Source organism: Pseudomonas sp. Marseille-Q5117, assembly GCF_946901175.1.
Classification (GTDB): Bacteria; Pseudomonadota; Gammaproteobacteria; order Pseudomonadales; family Pseudomonadaceae; genus Aquipseudomonas; species Aquipseudomonas iranensis.
The window spans coordinates 370052-396364 of the sequence record NZ_CAMPPP010000001.1 but is presented as its reverse complement, the minus strand read 5'-3'; the positions used below and the strand labels follow the sequence as shown (position 1 = coordinate 396364).

12 protein-coding genes and 2 pseudogenes are annotated in these 26313 nt (G+C 62.4%); 4 read left to right on the top strand and 10 right to left on the bottom strand.

The window, feature by feature from the left end; genetic code table 11:
* Positions 1–7 precede the first annotated feature (7 nt).
* The 9 genes and pseudogenes from OC605_RS01845 to OC605_RS01810 form a co-directional block, all read right to left on the bottom strand.
* Entirely contained in the window at positions 8–292 is a 285-nt protein-coding gene (locus OC605_RS01845) for a pyrimidine/purine nucleoside phosphorylase (protein WP_016770827.1), read from the bottom strand.
* A gap of 71 nt (positions 293–363) precedes the next feature.
* The gene (locus OC605_RS01840; RefSeq protein WP_016770826.1) at positions 364–906 is read right to left on the bottom strand and encodes an exonuclease domain-containing protein; all 543 of its coding nucleotides are present in this window, start codon (positions 904–906) and stop codon (positions 364–366) included.
* Between the two features lie 70 nt (positions 907–976).
* Positions 977–1321 (bottom strand): annotated as a pseudogene (locus OC605_RS28080) (acetyl-CoA carboxylase biotin carboxyl carrier protein subunit); the annotation flags it as partial.
* A gap of 101 nt (positions 1322–1422) precedes the next feature.
* A pseudogene (locus OC605_RS01835) lies at positions 1423–2938 on the bottom strand (acetyl/propionyl/methylcrotonyl-CoA carboxylase subunit alpha); the annotation flags it as partial.
* Between the two features lie 120 nt (positions 2939–3058).
* Positions 3059–3853, bottom strand: coding sequence for an enoyl-CoA hydratase/isomerase family protein (locus tag OC605_RS01830; protein ID WP_262136166.1), 795 nt, complete (start codon positions 3851–3853; stop codon positions 3059–3061).
* Complete coding sequence (gene atuD / locus OC605_RS01825) at positions 3850–5007, bottom strand: citronellyl-CoA dehydrogenase (RefSeq protein ID WP_056788533.1); 1158 nt, start codon at positions 5005–5007, stop codon at positions 3850–3852. The genes OC605_RS01830 and atuD overlap by 4 nt, the downstream gene beginning before the upstream one ends.
* A 30-nt stretch (positions 5008–5037) precedes the next feature.
* Complete coding sequence (atuC, locus tag OC605_RS01820; protein ID WP_262136165.1) at positions 5038–6654, bottom strand: geranyl-CoA carboxylase subunit beta; 1617 nt, start codon at positions 6652–6654, stop codon at positions 5038–5040.
* Between the two features lie 3 nt (positions 6655–6657).
* The gene (locus OC605_RS01815) at positions 6658–7542 is read right to left on the bottom strand and encodes an SDR family oxidoreductase (protein ID WP_186567910.1); all 885 of its coding nucleotides are present in this window, start codon (positions 7540–7542) and stop codon (positions 6658–6660) included.
* Positions 7543–7554: 12 nt separating this feature from the next.
* Positions 7555–9339, bottom strand: coding sequence for an acyclic terpene utilization AtuA family protein (locus OC605_RS01810; protein WP_262136164.1), 1785 nt, complete (start codon positions 9337–9339; stop codon positions 7555–7557).
* A gap of 184 nt (positions 9340–9523) precedes the next feature.
* Here OC605_RS01810 and OC605_RS01805 point away from each other — a divergent pair, with 184 nt between their 5' ends.
* The 3 genes from OC605_RS01805 (at position 9524) to OC605_RS01795 (ending at position 12137) form a co-directional block, all read left to right on the top strand.
* On the top strand, positions 9524–10147 hold the full coding sequence (locus tag OC605_RS01805) for a TetR/AcrR family transcriptional regulator (RefSeq protein WP_016770820.1): 624 nt from the start codon (positions 9524–9526) through the stop codon (positions 10145–10147).
* 93 nt (positions 10148–10240) lie between these two features.
* On the top strand, positions 10241–11038 hold the full coding sequence (locus tag OC605_RS01800; RefSeq protein WP_130912581.1) for a substrate-binding periplasmic protein: 798 nt from the start codon (positions 10241–10243) through the stop codon (positions 11036–11038).
* Between the two features lie 85 nt (positions 11039–11123).
* Positions 11124–12137, top strand: a complete 1014-nt coding sequence (locus OC605_RS01795; RefSeq protein WP_262136163.1) for a GNAT family N-acetyltransferase — start codon at positions 11124–11126, stop codon at positions 12135–12137.
* A gap of 136 nt (positions 12138–12273) precedes the next feature.
* Here the strand turns inward: OC605_RS01795 and OC605_RS01790 are convergent, their stop codons facing one another.
* Positions 12274–12828, bottom strand: a complete 555-nt coding sequence (locus OC605_RS01790; protein WP_008088195.1) for an RNA polymerase factor sigma-70 — start codon at positions 12826–12828, stop codon at positions 12274–12276.
* A 370-nt stretch (positions 12829–13198) separates the two neighbouring features.
* On the opposite strand from OC605_RS01790, the gene OC605_RS01785 reads away from it, so the two are divergent.
* The gene (locus OC605_RS01785) at positions 13199–26197 is read left to right on the top strand and encodes a non-ribosomal peptide synthetase (protein ID WP_262136162.1); all 12999 of its coding nucleotides are present in this window, start codon (positions 13199–13201) and stop codon (positions 26195–26197) included.
* The last annotated feature ends 116 nt before the right edge of the window (positions 26198–26313 follow it).

The following is a 26313-nucleotide window of genomic DNA, read 5'->3' as shown; positions in this document are numbered from 1 at the left end:
GGCGGGATCAGCCGCGGTATTCGCACAGGTAAGCGGTATCCACTTCGACTTTCAGTTGGAACTTGCTGTTGGCCGGAACGTTGAACTGGCTGCCGGCGGCGAAGGTTTCCCAGTCGCTGCTGTCTGGCAGTTTTACGTTCAGCGCGCCGGACACCACGTGCATGATCTCGCGCTGGCTGGTGCCGAATTCGTATTCGCCCGGGGCCATGACGCCAATGGTCGCCGGACCTTCAGCGGTGCCAAAGGCGATCGACTTGACGGTGCCGTCGAAGTACTCGTTGACTTTAAACATGGGCGGATTCCTCGAAAAGGGCTTAAAAGGGGGCGGCCAGTATGCACAAGGCTTTTCGCGCCGTCACGCGTCTAAAGCGGCAGGACCAGCGGCAATAACCGTGCAGTATTGCGGGCATCTTCCAGCGCGCGATGTTGTTGGCCGTTGAACTGCATGCCCGCCAGTTGCAGCGCGCCATTGAGCCCCAACGGTCGTTCCAGGCGCCGAGCCTTGGCGAAGCGCTGTTTGAGGTTCATGTGCGGGACTTTGCTCAGGCCGCTGTCGATGTTCAGGCGCTGCCACTCCTGCAGCAATTGCTGGCGATCGTAACCGCCCCAACTGGCCCAGCCTTCCAGACGGGTTTGATGCTGCGCCAGCCAACGCTCAAAAGCCGGCCAGACTTCGCTCAGCGGTTGCGCCGAATCGATGTTGGCCTGAGTGATGTGTGTCAGCTCCCGACAGAATGGCGTCAGCAATGGCCGGCGGGTCGGTTTGACGAAGCGCTGGAAGTGATCCTGCTCGCGCCCGGCGCGGTCGACCAGGGTCGCACCGATCTCGATAATTTCCATTTCCGTGACCGGCCAGCCACCCTCGTCTGTGGTGGCTTCCAGATCTATGACCAGCCAATGGGGCATCGCAGGGTTCCTGATTTCCGCGTTCTGATTTATCAGAGCGTAGTCAAACCCCGCGCTTGTGCCCGGGCGACTACTCGACCTGCAACAGAACCTGACGATTTTTTACCTGATCGCCGACCTTCACTTGCACCCGTTTGAGCACGCCATCGATACCGGCCTTCAACGGATGCTCCATTTTCATTGCCTCCAGCACCACCAGCAATTGACCCTTGCTGACCGTACTGCCTTCGCTGACCAGCACGTCGACAATGGCACCGTCCATCGGGGCTTTCAGGGTGCCGGAGGCGACGCTGGTCTGACTGTCGATCGGCGCATGAGTTCGATCCTCCAGGCGCAGGCTGCCCGGATTGGTGAACAGCCACAGCTGCCGATCGTGCAGACGATAGGCGTGACATTGGCGCAGACCGTCGACTTCGATGGTGATCGATTGCGCGGCGTGCTCAATGATTTTCACCGCCACAGTGCTTTCGCCAGCCTGCACGACCAACTCGCCGGGTTTGCGCGCCAGCACCGACAGCGTCCAGTCCTGCTCGTCACTGCCCAGTCGATAGTGCAACGGCACGCTGGCGTTGTTGCGCCAGCCGTTCAGCGGGGCGCGATGGGGCAGGGCGCTGGCCTGATAGAAAACCGCCACGGCAATCGCCAGTTGCGCCGTCGTCGGTACGTAAGGGCTGAGGCAGGCATGGCTGGAAAAATGTTCCTGGATGAAACCGGTGCTGAAATCGCCACTGATGAACTGCGGATGTTGCAGCAGGCCTTCGAGCAAGCGTTGATTGGTCTGCACGCCAAGCAGCACCGTGTCCTGCACCGCACGCAATAACTTGCGCCGCGCCTCTTCGCGGGTTGCGCCGTGGGCGATCAGTTTGCCCAGCAGCGGGTCGTAGAACGGGCTCACCGACTGACCTTCAAGCAGACCGTGATCGATGCGCGCCCCGTGATCCGAAGCCGGTTGCCATGCGGCAATTCGGCCGGTTTGCGGGAGAAAATCCGCAGCGGGATCTTCAGCGTAGAGGCGCACTTCCATGGCGTGACCGTCGAGACGGATCTGCTCCTGCGTCAGCGGCAGCGGCTGGCCCTCGGCAACCAGCAGTTGCCACGCGACCAGATCGAGGCCGGTGATCAATTCCGTCACCGGATGCTCGACCTGCAGACGGGTGTTCATCTCCAGAAAGTAGAACTGCCCGCGTGCGTCGAGGAGGAACTCCACGGTGCCGGCGCCGACATAATCCACCGCGCGCCCGGCCTTGAGCGCCGCTTCGCCCATGGCCTGGCGCAGCTCGGCGGTCATCACCGGGCAGGGTGCTTCTTCGATGACTTTCTGATGGCGGCGCTGGATCGAGCAATCGCGTTCGCCGAGATAGACCAGATGGCCGTGCTGGTCGCCGAACAATTGCACTTCGACGTGGCGCGGTTCGATCAATGCCTGTTCGAGAATCAACTCGTCGCTGCCGAAACCGTTCATTGCTTCGGACCGCGCGGTGCGCAGTTGCGCCGCCAGTTCGCTGGCCTCGTGCACCAGGCGCATGCCACGTCCACCGCCACCGGCACTGGCCTTGATCATCAGCGGATAGCCGATGCGTTCGGCTTCGGCCAGCAGCGTCGCGTCGTCCTGCGCTGCGCCTTGATAGCCGGCAATGCACGGCACGCCGGCGGCAAGCATGGCGATTTTCGACAGGCGTTTGCTGCCCATCAACTCGATCGCTCCGACGCTGGGGCCGATGAAAGTCAGCCCGGCTTCGGCGCAGGCGCGGGCGAAATCGGCGTTTTCCGAGAGAAAGCCGTAGCCCGGGTGAATCGCGTCGGCACCGCTGCGCCGGGCGGCGTCGATGATCGCCGCAATGTTGAGGTACGACTGCTGCCCCGGCGCCGGGCCGATGTGCACGGCCTGATCGGCCATTTGTACGTGTAGCGCATCGGCGTCGGCGTCGCTGAACACGGCGACGGTGCGATAACCCAGCGCCTGCGCCGTGCGCTGGATGCGGCAGGCGATTTCACCGCGGTTGGCGATCAGGATTTTGTGGAGGGTGGGCATGGTGGGGTTCCTGAAATGATAGCGGTGAATGGGATGGCCTCATCGCTGGCAAGCCAGCTCCCACAGGTTATTTGAGCAAATGAGAATCCGTGTGGGAGCGGGCTTGCCCGCGATGCTTTTTCAGGCCCACCCCGGTTTGCGTTTCTGCATGAATGCCATGGTCCCCTCGATTCCTTCCTCTCCGGTCACCGCCGCGCCGAACCACTGCGCCGCCTCATCAAGCAACTCACTCGATGGCTGTCCGGCACTCGCCAGCAACAACTTTTTCGTCACCGCATTCGCTTCCGGCGCGCAGCGCAGTACCTGTTGCAACACCTCGTCCAGCCGTTCTGCCAACGCTTGCGCATCCTGTTCAACGAAATGCACCAGCCCCAATCGCTGCGCCTCAGCGCCATCGAAACGCGCCGCCGTCAGCGCGAGCCGGCGGGTTTCGGTCAAGCCGATCCGTTGCACCACAAACGGTGCGATTTGCGCCGGGATCAGGCCGAGGCTGGTTTCCGGCAAACCGAACTGCGCCTTGTGATCACTAATCGCAACATCGCTGACGCAGGCCAGGCCGAAGCCGCCGCCGAGCACGGCGCCTTGCAACACGCAGATCAGCACCTGCGGCGTGTGCTGGGCCTCCTCCAGCAACGCGCCAAACGCCCGGTTCAACTCGCGGTAAGCGTCCGCCCCTTGAACCCGTGCGCTGGCCATGTCCTTGATGTCGCCGCCGGCGCAAAAATGCCCGCCGGCACCGCTGAGCACCAAGGCCCGCACTGTGCGGTCATCGCGCACCGCCGCCAGCACCGCGCGCATTTCGGCGACCATTTGCAGGCTCATCGCGTTGCGGCTGTCCGGGCGGTTGAGGGTGATGTGCAGCACGCCGCCATGCAGTTCCAGCAACAGCGTCTGGCAGTCGGGCAGGCGGCTCATTTCTTTTTCCCCGGCAGAATGCCCATCAGTTTGCAGATGATCCCCAGCATGATTTCGTCGGCGCCGCCGCCAATCGATACCAGACGCACATCGCGATAAGCACGGGCCACCGGGTTGTCCCACATGAAGCCCATGCCGCCCCAATATTGCAGGCAGCTGTCGCTGACTTCACGGCCGAGACGCCCGGCCTTGAGCTTGGCCATCGATGCCAGGCGCGTGACGTCCTGGCCTTTGATGTACTGCTCGGTGGCCTGATAGACCAGCGCGCGCAGGCATTCGATTTCGGTCTGCAATTCGGCGAGGCGGAAGTGGATCACTTGGTTATCGATCAGCGCATTACCGAAGGTCTTGCGCTCCTTGCAGTACTCGATGGTGCTGTCGATGCAATATTCCAGGCCCTTGATCATGTTCGCCGCGCCGAACAGGCGTTCTTCCTGGAACTGCAGCATCTGCATCATGAACCCGGCGCCTTCATGGCCGATGCGATTGCGCTGCGGCACGCGCACGTTGTCGAAGAACACCTGCGCGGTTTCCGAGCTGCGCATGCCGAGCTTGTCCAGGTGCGAACTGAGGCTGATCCCCGGGGTGTTCATCGGCACCATGATCAGCGACTTGTTGATGTGCGGCTTGTCGTCCGAAGTGTTGGCGAGCAGGCAGATGAAATCGGCGCTCGGCGAGTTGGTGATCCACATTTTGCTGCCGTTGATCACGTAGTCGTCGCCGTCCTTGCGCGCGGTGGTTTTCAGCCCGGCGACATCGGAACCGGCGCCGACTTCAGAGACGCCGATGCAGCCGACCTGTTCGCCGGTGATGGCCGGGCGCAGGAATTCTTCGCGCAATTCATCGGAGCCGAAGCGGGCGAGGGCGGGTGTGCACATGTCGGTCTGCACGCCGATCGACATCGGAATCCCGCCGCAATGAATGGTGCCGAACTCTTCGGCGGCGACGATCGAATAGCTGTAGTCGAGGCCCATGCCGCCGAATTTTTCCGGCTTGGAAATGCCCAGCAGGCCCAGCTCACCGGCCTTGCGGAAAATCTCGTGGATCGGAAAGCGCCCGGCCTTTTCCCATTCTTCGACGTGCGGGTTGATCTCGTGCGTGACGAATTGGCGGACGGTGCGGCGCAGGGCTTCGTGTTCCGGGGTGAAGATCATTGTTGTTGTTCTCCGTAGGATCCGTGGCGGTCAGAAGCGGCTGACGCCGAAGCTGTTGGGTTGCAGCGTGCGCATGTCGGCTTCGTGGCAGATATCCAGCAAGTAACCGAGCAGGGTGCGGGTGTCGCGCGGGTCGATCAGGCCGTCGTCCCACAGATTGGCGCTGCCGTACAGTGCGGTGGATTGGCTGTCGAGTTTCTGCGCGGTCATCTGTTCGAGCATGTCGAGCATTTTCGGATCAGGCTCGATGCCGTCCTTGAGCTGTTTGGCCTCAGTGACGATGCGCAGAACCTTGCCGGCCTGAGCGCCACCCATCACTGCCGTTCGGCTGTTGGGCCAGGCGAAGATGAAGCGCGGATCGAGCCCGCGCCCGCACATGGCGTAGTTGCCGGCGCCGTAGGAACCGCCGACGACGATGGTCAGTTTAGGCACCCGTGCGTTGGCCACCGCCTGGATCAGTTTCGAGCCGTGCTTGATCACGCCTTGCTGTTCCGATTCGGTGCCGACCATGAAACCCGTGGTGTTGTGGAAAAACAGCAGCGGCGTCTGGCTCTGGTCGCACAACTGGATGAACTGCGCCGCCTTGCTCGCACCTTGCGGGGTGATCGGTCCGTTGTTGCCAATGAAGCCGCAGGCGCGGCCCTGGATTTTCAATTGGCCGCAAAGGGTTTGCTGATCGAACTCGCCTTTGAATTCGAGAAAGTCCGATTCATCGGCAATCCGCGCGATGATTTCGCGCACGTCGTAGGGCTTTTTTGCATCGTCGGGGATCAGCCCGAGCAGTTCGTCGATGGGGTAAAGCGGTTCTTTGAATTGCGGCTGCGGCAGCCACGGCAGCTGCTCGTTCCATGGCAGCATGCGCATGATCTCGCGGACCTGGCGTATGCCGTCAGCGTCGTTTTCGGCGAGATATTCGGCAGTGCCGGCGACTTGCGCGTGCATTTCGGCGCCACCGAGTTCTTCATCGGTGGCCACTTCGCCGGTCGCCGCTTTAAGCAATGGCGGGCCGGCGAGAAACAGCTTGGCCTTGCCGCGCACCACCACTACGTAATCCGATAACCCCGGTTGATAGGCGCCGCCTGCGGTGGCCGAGCCGTGTACCACGGTGATCTGCGGCAAACCCATCGCTGACATGCGCGCCTGATTGGCGAAACTGCGCGCGCCTTCGACAAAAATCTCCGCCGCGTAGTTGAGATTGGCGCCGCCGCTTTCGGCGAGGGTGATCATCGGCAGTTTGTTTTCCCGCGCGATCTGTTGCAGGCGCAGGGATTTTTTCAGGCCGCTCGGCGAGATCGTGCCGCCCTTGATCGCGCTGTTGTTGGCGACCACCATCGCGCGGATGCCGCAGACATAACCGATGCCGGCAATCAGCCCGCCACCGGCCGAACTGCCGTCCTTGTCGTCGTGCAATTTATAGCCGGCGAGGCTGGCCAGTTCGAGGAACGGCGCGCCGGGGTCGAGCAGCAGGTTCAGGCGTTCGCGGGGCAACAGTTGCCCGCGTTTGCTGAATTTGTCTTTGGCTTCGGCGGCCTTGTTCAGCAGGTTCTGTTCGAGCTGCTGCACCTGCTCGATGGCGGCGAGCATGGCCGCGCGGTTTCGTGCGAAGGCTTCGCTGTGCGGATCGAGTTGCGACTGAATCTGCGCCATGGCTTATTCCTCGTCCTTGAGCACGTCGGGACGCAACACTTCTGGTAAATACGCGCGGTGAAAACCATTGAACGATTCGCTGTGGCTGGCCTTGTGCAGCGGCCAGGCGCGACTGCCGAGGCTGGCGGCGCCGTCGATTTTCACCGTGGTGCCGCTGATGAATGCCGCCGCCGGGCTGAGCAGAAACACGATCGCCGCACTGACTTCCGATTCGGTGCCGATACGCTTGAGCGGCACATGCTCGCGCAGGGTCGGAATCACTGCTTTGAAAGCGCCCTCGTAAGTGTCCATGCCGCTGGAGGCGATCCAGCCCGGCGCCACGGCGTTGACCCGGACCCCGGCGTAACCCCACTCGAACGCGGCAGTCTTGGTGAAATTGTCCATGCCCGAGCGCGCCGCGCCAGAGTGGCCCATGCCGGGCATGCCGCCCCACATGTCGGCGAGCATGTTGACGATGCTGCCGCCGTGTTTGCTCATCGACTGGTTGAACACTTCCCGGGCCATCAGAAACCCGCCGACCAGATTGGTCCGCAGCACGGTTTCAAAGCCCTTCTGATTGATCGAGGCCAAGGGCGACGGGTATTGGCCGCCGGCGTTGTTGACCAGACCGTGGATCGGCCCGTGTTCGGCGATCAGCTCTTTGACCAGTTGCTTGACCGCTTCTTCATCGCGGATATCGCAGGCCTTCCAGTGCGCGCGGCCGCCGTCCTCGGCGATTTCGGCGGCGACCTTTTCGAGTTTTTCCGGCTTGCGCCCGACCAGCAACACATTGGCGCCAAGGGCCGCCAGTTCATGGGCGGTGCAGCGACCGATGCCGCTGCCGCCACCGGTGACAATCATGTTCTGGCCGCTGAACAGATCGGCGCGAAAAATCGACGCGTAAGCCATGCACACCATCCTCTAGTCGAGCTGTTCGGCGATGCTCTGCGGCACCGGGATCTGGATTTCCAATAGTTGCTGGGCGAAGGCTTTGCCTTGCGGGTCGATGCGCAGACTGGCGACACCGCCACCGCCGAGGGCGTTTTCCAAAAGAAAATTAAGGCTGTGGGTGCCGGGCAGATACCAGCGTTCGACACGCCCGAGAAGCGGATCGAGGACGTGGCGCATCCAGTCGACCACCACCGAAGGGGTCAGCGCTTCGGCGATCCATGGCAGGTAATCGGGATGGCGCGGCATCACGCCGATGTTGCTGTGGTTGCCCTTGTCGCCGGAGCGCGCCACCGCCAGTTTCACCAACGGCACACTGGCATCGGCGCGGCCCTGGGGTTTGGGTGGCTGATGGGCGAGCGGCAAATCTGCGCTGTCGAGGGCCACTGGTTCGGGGAGGGCGCACGGATGGCGCTCACCGGCCATGTCGATTTGCAGTGTGCAGGCATTTTTATCGACGAGAAATGAGAACAGGCGGATGACCGGGTACACGGTCGGACGTCCGCCGACGATGCCGGTCAAACCCGGCGCCATACCGGTCGCGGCCTGGGCGATCTCTTTGGAAAACAGCACCAGCGCGCGTTTGTCAGGATGGCGTACGGCGATTTTGATCACCACTTCACGGCTGTCGCGGCGCTGGCCGTGTGGGCCGTAGGTGGCTTCGCTGCCGAGCAGTTCGACATGGGTTTCGCTGTACGGCGCCCAGCCGCGCAGGCTGAACATCTCGGCGGTCTTGTCGATGATCGCCTGACTGACCCGCCGCGCCTTGTCCACCGCGTCGATGCCGGCCATCAGGCAACTGGCGGTGCAGCGAAAACCGTCCGGGTACGTGGCGCTGACCTTGTATTTGTCGCTGGGCGGCAGGCCTTTGGCACCGTGCACCTGCACGACGTTTTTGCCTTGTTGCTGAAGTTTGACCTGAGTGAAATCGCAGATCACATCGGGTAACAGATAGGCCTGCGGATCGCCGATTTCGTAGAGCATCTGCTCGCCGACGGTCAGCGGCGTGACCAGGCCGCCGGAGCCTTCGGGTTTGCTGACGAGGAACTGGCCATCGGCGCTGACCTCGACGATCGGAAAACCGATGTGCTCGTAATCCGGCACCTCGCGCCAGTCGGTGAAATTACCGCCGGTGCACTGCGCGCCGCATTCGATGATGTGCCCGGCCAGCGCGGCCTGGGCGAGTTTGTCGTAGTCATGCCACGACCAGCCGAGTTCGTGAACCAGCGCCGCACTGACCACGGCGCTGTCGACCACCCGGCCGGTGATGACAATGTCGGCGCCCAGGCGCAACGCTTCGACAATTCCCGGCGCGCCGAGGTAGGCGTTGGTCGACACGCACATGCGCGGAAGCGGCGCGCCGCTGAACATTTCGCGGATATCGGCGGGGCTTTTGAGCTGTCCTTGCAGGTCATCGCCGAGCAACACGGCAATCTTCAGCTGGACTCCAGCCTGATCGCAGGCCGCTTGCAGGGCCGCCGCGCAAGCCTGCGGATTGACCCCGCCGGCATTGCTGATCACGCGGATGTTCTGTTCAGCCAGTTGCGTCAGCAGCGGCGCCAGCACTTCAACGAAGTCGCCGGCGAACCCGGCCTGCGGGTCTTTCAGGCGCGCACCGGCCATCAGCGACATGGTGATCTCGGCCAGATAATCGAACACCAGATAATCCAGGTTTCCGCCGGAGACAAGCTGGGCGGCAGCAGTGGAAGTGTCGCCCCAAAAAGCACTGGCGCAGCCGATTCGCACGGTGGTTGGCATTTTTATCTCCGACTCAGGGACCTGCGACAGAAGTGTCTGGAGGCTACCAAGCAAGCGCTTGGTTTGTAAACAGGCGAAACATTCTTCTGCCCAAGCGCTTGCTTGGTGCCCGCGCGCGGCTTAAATTGCGCGCAACCCTGCGGTTACAGGGGGCAACACACTGATCGACTGTAGGAGAGAACGGGTGGACGAGCAAAAAGCCCTGCGGGTCATGCGCGAACTGGTCGACCAGGGCCAGTTGACCGACCCGGACAGCGCCCGCGGCAAATTGCTGCAAGTGGCGGCTCACCTTTTTCGCAACAAAGGCTACGAGCGCACCACGGTGCGTGATCTGGCCAGCGCTGTGGGCATTCAGTCGGGAAGCATTTTTCATCACTTCAAAAGCAAGGATGAAATTCTCCGCGCGGTGATGGAGGAAACCATCCGCTACAACACCGCGCTGATGCGCGCAGCCCTGGCCGAAGCCGGCGACGTGCGCGAGAAAGTGCTGGCGCTGATTCGCTGCGAATTGCAGTCGATCATGGGCGGCAGTGGCGAGGCGATGGCGGTGCTGGTGTACGAATGGCGCTCATTGTCCGAAGACGGCCAGGCTAAAGTGCTCGCTTTGCGTGATGTTTATGAAGACATCTGGTTGCAGGTTCTGGGCGAGGCCAAGGACGCCGGCTACATTCGCGGCGACGTTTTTATTACCCGACGTTTCCTTACCGGCGCACTGTCCTGGACCACCACCTGGTTCCGTGCCGGCGGCAGTTTGAGCCTCGATCAGCTCGCCGATGAAGCGCTGATTCTGGTCCTCGAAGCGCGTTGAACGGTTGTCGGACCGGCCGACAAACTGGCTAAGTCGGCGAAACCGCCTAGCTTGAATGCATTGATCGCTATTTTTTTCGGGGAGTGGGGTGTTTTGAAGTCTTCGCCAATTCGGACAGCCGCCGGGCTGATGCTCGCTGCGCTGGCTGCGTTATGGGTATTGCCCGCTCAGTCAGCGCAATTGGTCCGGGTCGGCGCCGCGCATTTCCCGCCTTATACGATTCGCCCGGAAAACGGCGCCGACACCGGCCTGTTGCCGCAATTGATCGAGGCGCTGAACCGCTCGCAGAGCGACTATCAGTTCGTCCTGGTGCCGACGTCGATCCCGCGCCGTTTCGGTGATTTCAAGCAGGGCCGCATCGATATGGCGATCTTCGAGAACCCCGAGTGGGGCTGGAAGGACATTCCCCATGATGACGTCGACATGGGCCTGGAAGACGCCGAGATTTTCGTCGCGCAACGCGAAGACGGCCGCCAGCAAAACTACTTCTCGAGCCTGTCGGGCAAACGTCTGGCGCTGTTCAGCGGTTATCACTACGAATTTGCCAACTTCAACGCCGACCCGAAATTCCTCGCGCACAACTACAACGCCACGCTGACCTATTCCCACGACAGCAACCTGCTGATGGTCCTGCGCGGGCGCGCCGACATTGCCCTGGTAACCCGCTCCTATCTGTTCGATTACCTGCTGCGCAACGAGAAGGTCCGCGATGAGCTGTTGGCTTCGCAGCGTACCGATCAGATCTATCACCATTACGCGATTCTGCGGCCAAGCGCTCCGATCACCGGCGACGCCTTCGGCAATCTGTTGCAGCGTCTGCGTGACAATGGCGAATTGCTGAAGATTTTCGAGCCTTACAAGATTGCCGTGGTGCCCGTGCCGCATCACTGAAGCGCTGTTTGCATCTCGCGCTTAAATTTCCCCTCCCGGCTCACGTCACTTCGTTGAACTGTCGACGATTACGTGAGCCCGACCCATGTCCAATCTGAATGACCTGACTGCCCTGGCGTTGCCCTCGGGCAGTCGATTGATCGCTGATGCCACCGAGAGCCGACTGAGCCTGAGCCTGGACGGGCAACCGCTGATTCGGCTGCGCCTGGACCGCGAGGCCAATGGCCCGATCCAGCTTGATGAACGTTTTGCCCTGCCGCCCGGGCAAGCCTTGTGGGCCGCCTGTTATTGGCTGTTCGCCCGTGACCCGGCGTGCCAGCAATTGACCTGGCAACTCGATCAGCCGCCGACCGAAGCCTTGCGCAGTGGTCTGCTGATCAATACCGAAGTCGCCGGTGAGTATCGCTGCGAGCGCACGCTGTTCTGGCAACTGCCGCAGCCGTGGCTGGGCACTTCACTGACCGGCAGCTATCCGCAGCAAATGGTCATCAGCCACGGCAAGCGCCATCCGCTGCGACCGGTGAAGCCGCGCGGTGAAGTCTATCGGCGTTTCGATGCGCGGCTCGGCGCGTGGATTTCCTTGCGAACGCTGGAAATCGAGGAAGATCTGTCGCGCTTCAATCGCTGGCAGAACAGCCCGCGTGTGGCGAGTTTCTGGCAGGAGGAGGGCAGCCTTGAGCAGCATCGCGAATACCTCGGCAAGCTCGATGCCGATCCGCACACGCTGACCCTGATCGGCTGTTTCGATGATCAGCCGTTCGCTTATTTCGAAGCCTACTGGGCCAAGGAAGATCGCATCGCGCCGTTCTACGATGCCGGCGATTACGACCGTGGCATTCACATGCTGGTCGGCGAAGAAAGTCATCGCGGCCCGCATAAAGTGGCGAGTTGGTTATCGGCGCTGGTGCATTACCTGTTTCTCGATGATCCACGGACCCAGCGCGTGGTCGCCGAGCCACGTGCCGACAATGCGAAGATGATCGGCCATATGCACGACCAATGCTTTCACTGCGAGAAGGAATTCGATTTTCCGCACAAGCGCGCGGCGCTGATGATTCTGGGGCGGGAGCGGTTTTTTGATCGGTGCAAGCTGGCCTGATGCGTTCGGCCTCGGCTTTCGTTTGAAGCTGAGGCCGCTTTCGCGAGCAGGCTCGCTCCCACACTGGATTTGTGTCGTTCATCAAACCCTGTGGGAGCGAGCCTGCTCGCGAATGGCTTGACGCAAAATCCGGATCCTAACGACGACCCGCAATCACCGCATCCCGCCGACTTCCCGAGACCTTGCGGCAGTGCACCAGCGCATCGCGAATCATGAAGTTGACCAGGGTCGGCGACACGCCCAGCTCTTTGGCGATGTCTTTCTGCGGCACGCCGTGCAGACGGTACATCTCGAAGGCATAGCGGGTGCGGCTGGGCAGCTCGGTCAGCGCATCGGCGATGTGTTCCAGAGTCGAGAAGTTGATGTGCGAAGTTTCCGGCGAAGCGCCCTGAATCACCACGTTCAAGCCTTCCTCTTCCGGGCCTGAGTATTTCTGTTCGAGCGCCTGCTTGCGGTAGTGATCGATGGCGAGGTTGCGCACGATCTGGAACAGGTAGCTCAGTTGAGCCTTGATCGACGACGTGATCGGCGGCGCCGATTGCAGTCGGAAAAACGCATCCTGAACCACGTCTTCGGCACGAGACCTGCACCCGGTAATGCGGGCTGCAATCTTGACCAGAATCAGTCGATTGTCGACGAATGCCTGAAGTAGCGGTGAATCGCACCTGCTTGTGGATACTTGTTCCGTCATGGAAATCACCTTGCTGCCAATAGGTAAGTGGGAGGGCCTCGGGGGACGGCGCCGTCCTACACATCGAGCGACAAATTATGTTGAATGATAATGATTGTCAAATGAGAAAGAGAGGTATTGCTGTAAGGCTATGTGTTTTGCCAACTGCGACACGCCGCCGCACCCCCGCCCCGCTGGACGTCGCGCCTGCCGACTAATTATTTCCCCACTCCATCCGTTCTCATTGGTGAATGGCCCGGGTGCAGATCCCCGGCCTCAGCGCATTCCGATGCCTTGCGCGGTCGGCACAGACCGCGCCCCGCACGCCTCTCGACAGGTGTGACGCAGCCACCCGATTCCACTTGCAAGCCGAATTCAGGCAGGAAACCTCATGACCGACGCGTTCGAACTCCCCAGCACCCTGGTCCATGCCCTCAAGCGTCGCGCGGCCCTGACGCCGGACCGACTGGCCTTGCGTTTTCTCGCCGAAAACCCGGAGCAGGCTGTGGTGCTCAGCTATCGCGAACTGGATCAACGCGCGCGCACCATCGCCGCTGCGTTGCAGGCTCAGGCTGGATTCGGTGAGCGTGCGGTGCTGCTGTTTCCCAGTGGCGCGGATTACGTCGCGGCGTTTTTCGGCTGCCTGTATGCCGGTGTGATTGCGGTGCCGGCCTATCCGCCGGAATCCACCCGTCGTCATCATCAGGAGCGTTTGCTGTCGATCATCGCCGACGCCGAGCCCACGCTGTTGCTGACCAGCGCCGACCTGCGCGATGCCTTGCAACAAATCGACGGCGCGCCGCCGCTGTTGTGTGTCGACACCCTCGACAGCGCACTGGCCGAACGCTGGGTTGAGCCGAGCCTGCCGCCCGAACACATCGCCTTTCTGCAATACACTTCCGGCTCCACCGCGCTGCCCAAGGGCGTGCAGGTCAGCCATGGCAATCTGGTCGCCAACGAACTGCTGATCCGTCACGGTTTCGGCATCAACGTCAACCCGGACGACGTCATCGTCAGCTGGTTGCCGCTGTATCACGACATGGGTTTGATCGGTGGTCTGCTGCAACCGATTTTCAGCGGCGTGCCGTGCATTCTGATGTCGCCGGCATACTTCCTCGGCCGGCCGTTGCGCTGGCTGGAAGCGATTGCCGAATACGGCGGCACCATCAGCGGCGGCCCGGATTTCGCCTACCGTTTGTGCAGTGAGCGGGTCAGCGAGTCGGCCCTTGAGCGCCTCGATCTGAGTCGATGGCGCGTGGCCTATTCCGGTTCCGAGCCGATCCGTCTCGATACCCTCGAACGCTTCGCCGAAAAATTCGCTGCTTGCGGTTTCAGCGACAACAGCTTCATGGCTTCGTACGGTCTGGCCGAGGCGACCCTGTTTGTCGCCGGAACACCGCGTGGCGCCGGCATCCCGGCACTGCGCGTGGATGATCAGGCGCTGGCGCAAAACCGCGCCGAGCCGGGCGACGGCAGCGCGGTCATGAGCTGCGGCATCAGCCAGCCTGAGCACGCGGTGCTGATCGTCGAACCGAATACCCTCGAAGAACTCGCCGATAACGCCGTCGGTGAAGTCTGGGCCACCGGCCCGAGCATCGCCCACGGTTACTGGCGTAACCCCGAAGCCAGCGCCAAGACCTTCGTGCAGCACGCCGGCCGCAGCTGGTTACGCACCGGCGACCTGGGTTTTATCCGTGCGGGCGAGTTGTTCGTCACCGGGCGCCTGAAAGACATGCTCATCGTCCGCGGCCATAACCTGTATCCGCAGGACATCGAGCAGACTGTCGAGCGCGAAGTCGAAGTGGTGCGCAAGGGCCGCGTGGCGGCGTTCGGGGTCACTCACAACGGCGAAGAGGGCATTGGCATCGCTGCGGAAATCAGCCGTAGCGTGCAGAAAATCCTTGCGCCAGATGCGCTGATCAAAGCCATTCGCCAAGCCGTGGCCGAGGCGTATCAGGAGGCGCCAAGCGTGGTGGTGCTGCTCAATCCGGGCGCGTTGCCGAAAACTTCCAGTGGCAAACTGCAGCGCTCGGCGTGCCGCAATCGTCTGGCCGATGGCAGTCTCGACAGTTACGCGTTGTTCCCTTCGATCACAGCGGCAGCGGAAAACGCGACCAGCAGCACTTCAGACCTTGAAGCGTTGCTCGGGCAAATCTGGGCCGAGCAACTCAACGTCAAGCAGGTCAGCGGCGACGACCATTTCTTTCTGCTCGGCGGCAACTCGATCGCCGCCACGCAAGTGGTCGCGCGGGTTCGCGAAGCACTCGGTGTCGAGCTGAGCCTGCGCCTGCTGTTCGAAGCGCCAACCCTCTCCGCTTTCGCCGCCGCCGTGGCGCAGCAGCAACAGACTGGGGGCAGCGCCCAAGATGCAATCAGCAGGTTGTCGCGCAGTGAGCCGATGCCGCAGTCGCTGGCACAAAACCGTCTGTGGATCACTTGGCAACTCGATCCACAGAGCAGCGCCTACAACATTCCCGGTGGCCTGCGCTTGCGTGGCGAACTCGACGAAGACGCCGTGCGCAACAGCTTCCAGCAACTGATCGAGCGCCATGAATCACTGCGCACACGTTTCTTCGAGCGCGACGGCGTGGCATTGCAGCAAGTGCTTGCCGCTGCCGAATTCGACCTGCAACTGATCGACATCAGCGACCTGCCAGCGCCCGAGCGTGAAGCCCGTGCCGAGCAGATTCGCGAAGACGAGGCGCGCACTCGGTTCGATCTGGAAAAAGGCCCGTTGCTGGCGGTGACACTGGTGCGTCTCGATGATGAAGAGCATCAGTTGCTGGTGACCCTGCATCACATCATCGCTGACGGCTGGTCGCTGAATATCCTGCTCGACGAATTCTCGCGTCTCTACGCGGCGGCAACCCAAGGTGCGCCGGCGACACTGGCCGCGCTGCCCACGCAATACGCCGATTATGGCAACTGGCAGCGGCAGTGGCTGGCGCAAGGCGAGGGCGAGCGGCAACTGGCGTACTGGAAAGCGCAGTTGGGCGAAGAGCATCCGCCACTGGAACTGGCCACCGATCACCCGCGCTCGGCCAGACACAACCACAGCGCCGCGCGCCACAGCGTGCGCTTGAGTAGCAAACTCAGCGAGGCGATTCGCCAGACTGCGCAGGCCCACGAAGCCACGCCGTTCATGCTTCTGCTCGCTGCCTTGCAAAGTTTGCTGCACCGCTACAGTGGTCAGCGCGACATTCGCATCGGCGTGCCCAACGCCAACCGTCCGCGCCTGGAAACCCAAAGCCTGATCGGCTTCTTCATCAATACCCAGGTGTTGCGTGCGCAGATCGATTCGCGTCTGACATTTGCCGAGCTGCTGAACCAGACCCGCCAAGCCGCACTCGGCGCCCAGGCCCATCAGGATCTGCCCTTCGAACAACTGCTCGAAGCGTTCCCGCAGGCCCGCGAACAGGGACTGTTCCAGGTCATGTTCAACCATCAGCAGCGCGACCTCAGTGCACTCAAGCGTCTGCCCGGTCTGCTCGCCGAAGAACTGCCGTGGCACAGCCGCGAGGCCAAGTTCGATCTGCAATTGCACAGCGAAGAGGATCGCAACGGGCGCCTGAGCTTGGCGTTCGACTACGCCAGCGAACTGTTCGACGCCACGACCATCGAGCGCCTGGCCGAGCATTTCCATAATCTGCTCAGCGAGGTCTGCGAACAGCCACAGCAGGCCATCAGCGATCTGCGCTTGCTGGCCGCCAGCGAGCAGAATCAGCAGAAAGACTGGAGCGTCGCTCCGTGCACCCCGGCGCAACAATGGCTGCCGGAACTGCTCGAGCAACAATTGCGCAACACCCCGCAACGCACCGCGCTGGTGTGGGACGGCGGTAGTCTGGATTTTGCCGAGCTGCACGCGCAAGCCAACCGGCTCGCCCATTACCTGCGCGACAAAGGCGTTGGCCCGGACGTGTGCGTGGCCATTGCCGCCGAGCGTTCGCCGCAACTGCTGATCGGTCTGCTGGCGATCATCAAGGCCGGCGGCGCCTATGTGCCGCTTGATCCGGATTATCCGGCCGAGCGTCTCGCGTACATGCTCCGCGACAGCGGCGTCGAACTGCTCCTGACCCAGACGCAATTGCTCGAGCGTCTGCCGGCCAGCGATGGCGTCAGCGTGATCGCCATGGATGCGTTGCACCTGGATAAATGGCCGAGCCAGGCACCGGGCCTGCGACTGCACGGCGACAACCTCGCCTACGTGATTTACACCTCGGGTTCCACCGGGCAACCGAAAGGCGTCGGCAACACCCACGCCGCGCTGGCCGAGCGCCTGCAATGGATGCAGGACACTTACCGTATCGACGAAACCGACGTGCTGATGCAAAAAGCGCCGATCAGTTTCGACGTCTCGGTGTGGGAATGCTTCTGGCCGCTGATCACCGGCGCGCGTCTGCTGCTTGCCGCCCCCGGCGAGCACCGCGACCCGCATCGCATCGCGCAACGGGTCCAGCAATACGGCGTGACCACTCTGCACTTCGTCCCGCCATTGCTGGCGCTGTTTGTCGATGAGCCGCTGAGTGCCGAATGCACCAGCCTGCGCCGGGTGTTTTCCGGCGGTGAAGCCTTGCCCGCCGAGTTGCGCAACCGGGTACTGGCGCAATTGCCAGCGGTGCAGTTACACAACCGCTACGGCCCGACTGAAACCGCGATCAACGTCACCCATTGGCACTGCACAACTGCCGATGGTGAGCGCTCGCCGATTGGCCGGCCGCTGGGCAATGTGGTCTGCCGCATTCTCGATGCCGATCTCAATCCAGTACCGGCGGGCGTGCCGGGTGAGCTGTGCATCAGCGGCATCGGTCTGGCGCGCGGTTACCTGGGTCGTCCGGCGTTGACCGCCGAGCGTTTTGTCGTCGATCCACTGGGCGAGCAGGGCGCCCGCTTGTACCGCACCGGCGACCGTGCGCGCTGGTCCTCGGATGGCGTGATCGAATACCTCGGTCGCCTCGATCAGCAGGTCAAGCTGCGTGGCTTTCGCGTTGAGCCGGAAGAAATCCAGGCGCGACTGCTGGCGCAAAATGGCGTGGCCCAGGCCGTGGTGTTGGTGCGCGAAACCGCTGCCGGCGCGCAACTGATCGGCTACTTCACGGCGAGCGATGCGCAGGAAAATGCCGATGAGCAAATTATTCGGCTGAAAGCTGCCCTCGCTGCCGAGCTGCCGGAATACATGGTCCCGGCGCAACTGCTGCGCCTCGACGCGATGCCGCTGAGTCCCAGCGGCAAACTCGATCGCCGCGCCTTGCCCGAGCCGCAATGGCAAGTGCGTGAACACATCGAACCAGACAGCGAACTGGAGCAACAAATCGCCGCGATCTGGCGCGAAGTGCTGGGTCTGAAGCAGATCGGCCTGCGCGACGATTTCTTTGCTCTCGGCGGTCATTCGCTGCTGGCCACGCAGATCATTTCACGCACACGCCAGGCCTGTGACGTCGAACTGCCGCTGCGCACCTTGTTCGAGCACAGCGAACTGGGCGATTACGCCGAACAGATTCGCCTGATCCAGGTCAGCGGCCACACCAATCAACAGTTGCCGATTGCAAAAATCGACCGCCGCCAAGCGGTGCCGCTGTCCTATTCGCAGCAGCGCATGTGGTTCCTCTGGCAGATGGAACCGGACAGCCCGGCGTACAACGTCGGCGGCATGGCGCGCTTGCGCGGCGCGCTGCATGTCGAGCATTTCGAGGCGGCGTTGCAGGCGCTGATCCTGCGCCATGAAACCCTGCGCACTACATTCCCCAGCGTTGACGGTGTTGCCCGCCAACAGGTGCATGCCGAGACCGGCGTGCGCATGGGCTGGAAGGATTTCTCCAGCCTGCCGGCAGAAGTCCGGGAGCTACAAGTCCAGCAACTGGCCGATGCAGAAGCGCACCAGCCGTTCGATCTGGAAGCCGGACCGCTGCTGCGCGCCTGCCTGGTCAAGACTGCCGAGCACGAGCATTACTTCGTTCTGACCCTGCACCACATTGTCACCGAAGGCTGGGCGATGGACATCTTTGCCCGTGAACTCAGTGCGCTGTATGAAGCGTTCGTCGATGAGCGCGCCTCGCCGCTCGCGCCGCTGCCGGTGCAATACCTCGACTACAGCGTCTGGCAGCGTCAGTGGCTGGAGTCCGGCGAGCGCCAGCGCCAGCTCGATTACTGGACCGCGCAACTCGGTCGCGAACATCCGCTGCTGGAACTGCCCGGCGACCGTCCGCGTCCACCGGTACAGAGCCATCAGGGCGAGCTGTTCCGTTTCGATCTGAGCGACGATCTCGCTGCGCGGGTGCGGGCGTTCAATGCGCAAAACGGCCTGACCCTGTTCATGACCATGACCGCCGCGCTCGCCACGTTGCTCTACCGCTACAGCGGCCAGACCGACCTGCGCATCGGCGCGCCGGTGGCCAACCGCATCCGCCCGGAAAGCGAAGGGCTGATCGGGGCGTTCCTCAACACCCAGGTGCTGCGTTGCCAGCTCGACGGGCAGATGTCGGTCGGCGAACTGTTCGAGCAGGTGCGCCACACCGTGATCGAAGGCCAGTCCCATCAGGATCTGCCGTTCGATCATTTGGTCGAAGCTTTGCAGCCGCCACGCAGCGCGGCTTACAACCCGCTGTTCCAGGTGATGTGCAACGTGCAGCGCTGGGAATTCCAGCAGAGCCGCACCCTCGCTGGGATGACTGTCGAGTACCTGGCCAACGATGCGCGGGCGACCAAGTTCGATCTCAATCTGGAAGTCACCGACCTCGACCATCGCCTCGGCTGCTGCCTGACTTACAGCACCGATCTGTTCGACGAGCCGACCATCGAACGCATGGCCAGGCATTGGCGCAACCTGCTTGAAGCGTTGATCGCTGATCCGCAGCAACGCCTCAGCGAACTGCCGTTGCTCGACAACTCCGAGCAACAGCACCTGCTCGACAGCCTTGGCGTCGAGCCGGGCGAGCATCGTCTCGATCAGTGCATCCATCATCTGTTTGCCGAACAGGCGCTGGCGCGCAAAGACGCGCCGGCGCTGACCTTCGCCGGGCAGACCCTGAGCTACGCCGAACTCGATGCCCGGGCCAATCGTCTGGCCTGGGCGCTGCGTGAACGCGGGGTCGGCCCGCAAGTGCGGGTCGGTCTGGCGCTGGAGCGTTCGCTGGAAATGGTCATCGGCCTGCTGGCGATTCTCAAGGCTGGCGGCGCCTATGTGCCGCTGGATCCGGAGTACCCGCTCGACCGTCTGCATTACATGATCGAAGACAGCCACATCGGCTTGCTGCTCAGCGATCGGGCGATGTTTCAGGCCCTGGGTGACTTGCCGTCAGACGTGGCGCGCTGGTGTCTGGAAGATGACAGCCCGGCACTGGCCGACTACCCGGCCAGCGAGTTGCCGTTTATCAGCCTGCCACAACATCAGGCCTACCTGATTTACACCTCGGGCTCGACCGGCAAACCGAAAGGCGTGGTGGTCTCCCACGGTGAAATTGCCATGCACTGCCGGGCCGTGATCGAACGCTTCGGCATGCGCCCGGACGACTGTGAACTGCATTTCTATTCGATCAACTTCGACGCCGCCACCGAACGTCTGCTGGTGCCGCTGCTCAGCGGTGCGCAGGTGGTGCTGCGGGCGCAAGGGCAGTGGGACGCGGAAGAAATCTGCGGCTTGATTCGTGCGCATCGGATCAACGTCCTCGGCTTCACGCCGAGCTACGGCAGCCAATTGGCGCAGTTCCTTGCCACGCAGAATGACGTCCTGCCGGTGCGCATGATCATCACCGGCGGTGAAGCGCTGACCGGCGAGCATCTACAGCGCATCCGCGCGGCATTCCAACCGGCGCAGTTTTTCAATGCTTACGGCCCGACCGAAACCGTGGTCATGCCGCTGGCCAGTCTGGCGCCGCAGGTGCTGGAAGAGGGCGCCGGCAGTGTGCCGATCGGTAGCGTGATCGGGTCGCGAGTCGCCTACATTCTCGACGCCGATCTGGCCTTGGTGCCGCAAGGCGCGACCGGTGAATTGTTTGTCGGCGGCGCCGGTCTGGCCCAGGCCTATCACGACCGTCCGGGCATCAGCGCAGAGCGTTTTGTCGCTGACCCGTTTGCCGCTGATGGCGGGCGCATGTATCGCACCGGCGACCTGGTGCGCCAGCGTGCCGATGGTCTGGTCGAGTATCTGGGCCGGATAGACCATCAAGTAAAAATCCGTGGTTTCCGCATCGAACTGGGCGAAATCGAAACGCGCCTGCTCGATCATCCTTCGGTCCGCGAAGCAGTGGTGCTGGCGCTGGATGCGCCGAGTGGCAAGCAGTTGGTGGGTTACCTCGTTACCGATGTCGCCGGACACGGCGAAGCGCAACAGGCTGAACTGCGCGAAGCGCTCAAGTCGCACCTCAAGGCGCAACTGCCGGACTACATGGTTCCGACCCACCTGATGCTGCTGGCAAGCATGCCGCTGACCGCCAACGGCAAACTCGACCGCCGCGCCTTGCCGGCGCCGGATCCGCAGCTCAATCGTCAGGACCATGTCGCGCCAAGCAATGAGCTGGAGCAGACCCTGGCGCAGATCTGGTGCGATGTGCTCAACGTCAGGCAGGTCGGCCTCAACGATAACTTCTTCGAACTCGGCGGCGATTCGATCCTTTCGATTCAAGTGGTCAGCCGCGCGCGTCAGCAGGGTATTCACTTCAGCCCGCGCGACCTGTTCCAGCATCAGACCGTGCAGACGCTCGCCGCCATTGCCAGCCGCACGCAGCAGGTAACTGCCGAGCAGGGTCTGGTCGACGGTGAGTCGCGCCTGACACCGATTCAGCATTGGTTTTTCGATACGGACATTCCCCAGCGCCAGCACTGGAATCAGGCGCTGTTGCTGGAACCGACTGCGCGCCTCGAGCCGCAACGATTGCAGCAAGCTTTGCTGGCGGTGATCGAGCAGCACGATGCGCTGCGTCTGCGTTTCACTGAAACCGATGATGCATGGCAAGCGACGCATCAAGCGCTGACGAATGAGGATGTGCTCTGGCAAGTCAGCGTCGATTCCCCGGATCGGTGCGAATCTCTGTTCGCCGACGCGCAACGCAGTCTGCATCTGCACAACGGCCCGTTACTGCGCGCGGTGCTGGTCGATGTTGCGGATGTTCAGCAACGCCTGTTCATCGCCATCCACCACTTGGTCGTCGACGGCGTTTCCTGGCGCGTGCTGCTGGATGATCTGCAAACCGCCTATCGCCAGCTCGACGCTGCGCAGCCGCTGAAACTGCCGGCGAAAACCAGCGCCTTCAAGGACTGGGCCGCGCGTTTGCAGGCCTACGCCGGCAGCGAATCCCTGCGTGAAGAACTCGGTTGGTGGCAAACGCAACTGGCCGGGCCGAGCGCTGATCTGCCTTGCGAAAACCCGCAGGGCGGCAGGCAGAGTCGCCATGCGCAGACCGTCAGCGTACGCCTCGATGCCGAGCGCACCCGACAGTTGCTGCAACAGGCACCGAGCGCTTATCGCACCCAGGTCAACGATCTGCTGCTGACCGCGCTGGCCCGAGTGCTGTGCCGCTGGAGCGGCCAGCCCTCGGCGTTGATCCAACTGGAAGGCCACGGTCGCGAAACCCTGTTCGATGAAATCGACCTGACCCGCACCGTCGGCTGGTTCACCAGCGCTTACCCGCTGCGCCTGACCCCCTACAACATCGAAGAGGCTGCCGGGCAGGGCGCTTCGATCAAAGCGATCAAAGAACAATTGCGCGCCGTGCCGCACAAAGGTCTCGGTTATGGCGTGGTGCGTTATCTGGCCGATGACGGCTGCCGCCAGCGCATGACCGCGCTGCCACAGGCGCCGATCACTTTCAATTACCTCGGCCAGTTCGACCAGAGCTTCGGCGCCGATGCGCTGTTCCGTCCGCTGGATGAAGCGGTTGGTGCCGCCCACGATCCGCAGGCGCCGTTGCCCAACGAGCTGAGTGTCGACAGTCAGGTTTACGGCGGTGAACTGCTGCTGCGCTGGACTTTCAGTGCCGAGCGTTACGAAGCGCAAACCATTAACGATCTGGCCGACGCCTACCTCGGTGAGTTGCAAAGCCTGATCGCCCACTGTCTGCAAGACGAGGCCGGCGGCCTGACGCCATCGGACTTCCCACTGGCGAAACTGACTCAGGCGCAACTCGATGCGCTGCCGGTGCCGGCCGCGCACATCGAAGATGTCTACCCGCTGACGCCGATGCAGGAAGGCATGTTGCTGCACACCTTGCTCGAGCCGGGCACCGGTCTGTACTACATGCAGGATCGTTATCGCATCAACAGCGAACTCGACCCCGAGCGTTTCGCCCAGGCCTGGCAAGCGGTGGTCGCTCGTCATGAAGCATTGCGCGCTTCGTTCTGCTGGAACGTTGGCGAAGACATGCTGCAAGTGATCCACACGCCGGGGCGCACGCCGATCGAGTATCTGGACTGGAGCGCCGTTGCCGAAACCGAGCAGGAACCACAGCTGCAAGCGCTGCTGAAAAGCGAGCGCGAGGCCGGGTTCGATCTGCTCAATCAGGCGCCGTTCCACCTGCGCCTGATCAAGGTCGGCGCGGCGCGTTACTGGTTCATGATGAGCAACCACCACATCCTCATCGACGCCTGGTGCCGTTCGTTGTTGATGAACGACTTCTTCGAAATCTACACCGCGCTCGGTGAAGGACGCGAAGCACAGTTGAGCGTGCCGCCGCGTTATCGCGACTACATTGCCTGGCTGCAACGCCAGAGCCTGGCCGAGGCGCGGCAGTGGTGGCGGCAGAATCTGCAAGGCTTCGAGCGCACCACGCCGATCCCGAGCGACCGGCCGTTTTTGCGCGAGCACGCTGGCGAAAGCGGCGGCATGATCGTTGGCGACCGCTACACCCGCCTCAATGTCGAGGACGGTGCACGGCTGCGGGAGCTGGCGCAGGCCCATCAACTGACCGTCAACACTTTTGCCCAGGCTGCGTGGGCTCTGGTTTTGCGGCGCCTGAGCGGCGATCGCGACGTGCTCTTCGGCGTCACCGTGGCCGGGCGGCCGGTGGACATGCCGGAAATGCAACGCACCGTCGGCCTGTTCATCAACAGCATCGCCCTGCGGGTGAAGATGCCTGCGGACGATCAGCGCAGCAGCGTGCGTCAATGGCTCAGCGCTTTGCTCGACAGCAACATGCAACTGCGCGAGTACGAATACCTGCCGCTGGTGAATATTCAGGAACAGAGCGAGTTGCCCAAAGGCCAGCCGTTGTTCGACAGCCTGTTCGTCTTCGAAAACGCCCCGGTGGAAGTCTCGGTGCTTGATCGTGCACAGAGCCTGAATGCGACCTCGGATTCCGGCCGCACCCACACCAACTTCCCGCTGACGGCGGTGTGCTACCCGGGCGATAACCTTGGCTTGCACCTGTCCTATGACCAGCGTTACTTCGACGAGTCGACGGTCGAGCGCATGCTCAGTGAGTTCAAGCGCCTGCTGCTGGCGCTGGTCGACGGCTTCCATGGCGACATGGCCGATTTGCCGCTGCTGGGCGGCGAAGAACGCGACTTCCTGTTGCACGGTTGCAACCAGAGCGGCCATGACTATCCTCTGGAGCAAAGCTACGTGGCGTTGTTCGAAGCGCAGGTCGCGGCGCATCCGCAGCGCGTTGCCGCCAGTTGCCTCGACGAGCAACTTAGCTACGCCGAGCTGAACCAAAATGCTAACCGCCTCGGCCATGCCCTGGTCGCTGCCGGTGTGCGCATGGACCAACCGGTGGCGCTGCTGGCCGAGCGTAATCTCGACCTGCTCGGCATGATCATCGGCAGCTTCAAGGCAGGGGCTGGTTATCTGCCGCTGGATCCGGGCCTGCCGAGCCAGCGCCTGAGCCGCATCATCGAGCTGAGCCGCACGCCGTTGCTGGTGTGCAGCGCAGCCTGCCTTGAGCAGGTGCAGACCTTGCTCGAAGAGTTTGGCTGTTCGAATCGCCCGCGCCTGCTGGTGTGGGAAGAGGTCCAGGCGTCGGCCGCAGCGACGCACAATCTCGGCATTCACAGCGGCCCGGACAATCTCGCCTATGTGATCTACACCTCGGGTTCGACCGGGCTGCCTAAAGGCGTGATGGTCGAGCAGCGCGGCATGCTCAACAACCAGTTGAGCAAACGCCCGTACCTCGACTTGAGCGACGCCGATGTGATCGCGCAGACCGCCTCGCAAAGCTTCGACATTTCCGTCTGGCAGTTCCTTGCCGCGCCGTTGTTCGGCGCGCGGGTCGACATCGTGCCGAATACGATTGCCCACGATCCGCAAGGTTTGCTGAGCCATGTGCAGGCGCAGGGCATCACCGTGCTGGAAAGTGTGCCGTCGCTGATTCAGGGCATGCTCGCCGCTGATCACATGAGCCTTGATGGTTTGCGCTGGATGTTGCCGACCGGTGAAGCGATGCCGCCGGAACTGGCGCATCAGTGGCTGCTGCGTTACCCGGACATTGGTCTGGTCAATGCTTACGGCCCTGCGGAATGCTCGGATGACGTGGCGTTCTTCCGTGTCGACATGGCGTCGACGCGCGGCAGCTATTTGCCGATCGGCACGCCGACCGACAATAACTTGCTGTTCCTGGTCGATGGCGCGCTGGAACTGGTGCCTTTGGGCGCGGTGGGTGAATTGTGTGTCGCCGGGACCGGCGTCGGGCGCGGCTATGTCAGCGATCCGTTGCGCACCGCGCCGGTGTTTGTGCCGAATCCGTTCGGCGCGCCGGGCGAACGCCTGTACCGCACCGGTGACCTGGCACGGCGGCGCACCGACGGCGTGCTGGAATACGTCGGCCGCGTCGATCATCAAGTGAAGATTCGCGGTTACCGTATCGAGCTCGGCGAAATCGAAGCGCGCCTGCATGAACAACCGGAAGTGCGCGACGCGGCGGTGGGTGTCCAGGAAGGCGTCAACGGCAAGCATCTGGTGGGCTACTTGGTCGCGGCCGATGCGGCGCTCAATCCGGGCGAACGCCTGGAGCGGATCAAGCAGCGCCTGCGCGCCGAACTCCCCGAATACATGGTGCCGCTGCACTGGCTGTGGCTGGAGCAAATGCCACTCAATGCCAACGGCAAACTCGACCGCAAAGCCTTGCCGGCACTGGAGATCGGTCAGTTGCAGAGCGAGGATTATCTGGCGCCGCGCAACGAGCTGGAGCAGATCCTGGTTGATATCTGGGCTGAGGTGCTGAAAGTGGAAAAGGTCGGCGTGCGCGACAATTTCTTCGAACTGGGCGGGCATTCGCTGCTGGCTACGCAAATTGCATCGCGGGTACAAAAAGCCCTGCAACGCAACGTGCCGCTGCGCGCGATGTTCGAATGCAGCACGGTGGAGGAACTCGCCGAATACATCGATGGACTGGCGGCCAGTGACATTACCGAGGAGAAGGTTGATCGGTTGAATGATCTGATGGCGGAGCTGGAGGGGTTGTAGTCCTTCGGCGCCTGGGCCGGCCTCTTCGCGAGCAGGCTCGCTCCCACACAGGATCTGTGGTGTTCACAAATCCCCTGTGGGAGCGAGCCTGCTCGCGAATGGCGTCTGTACATTGC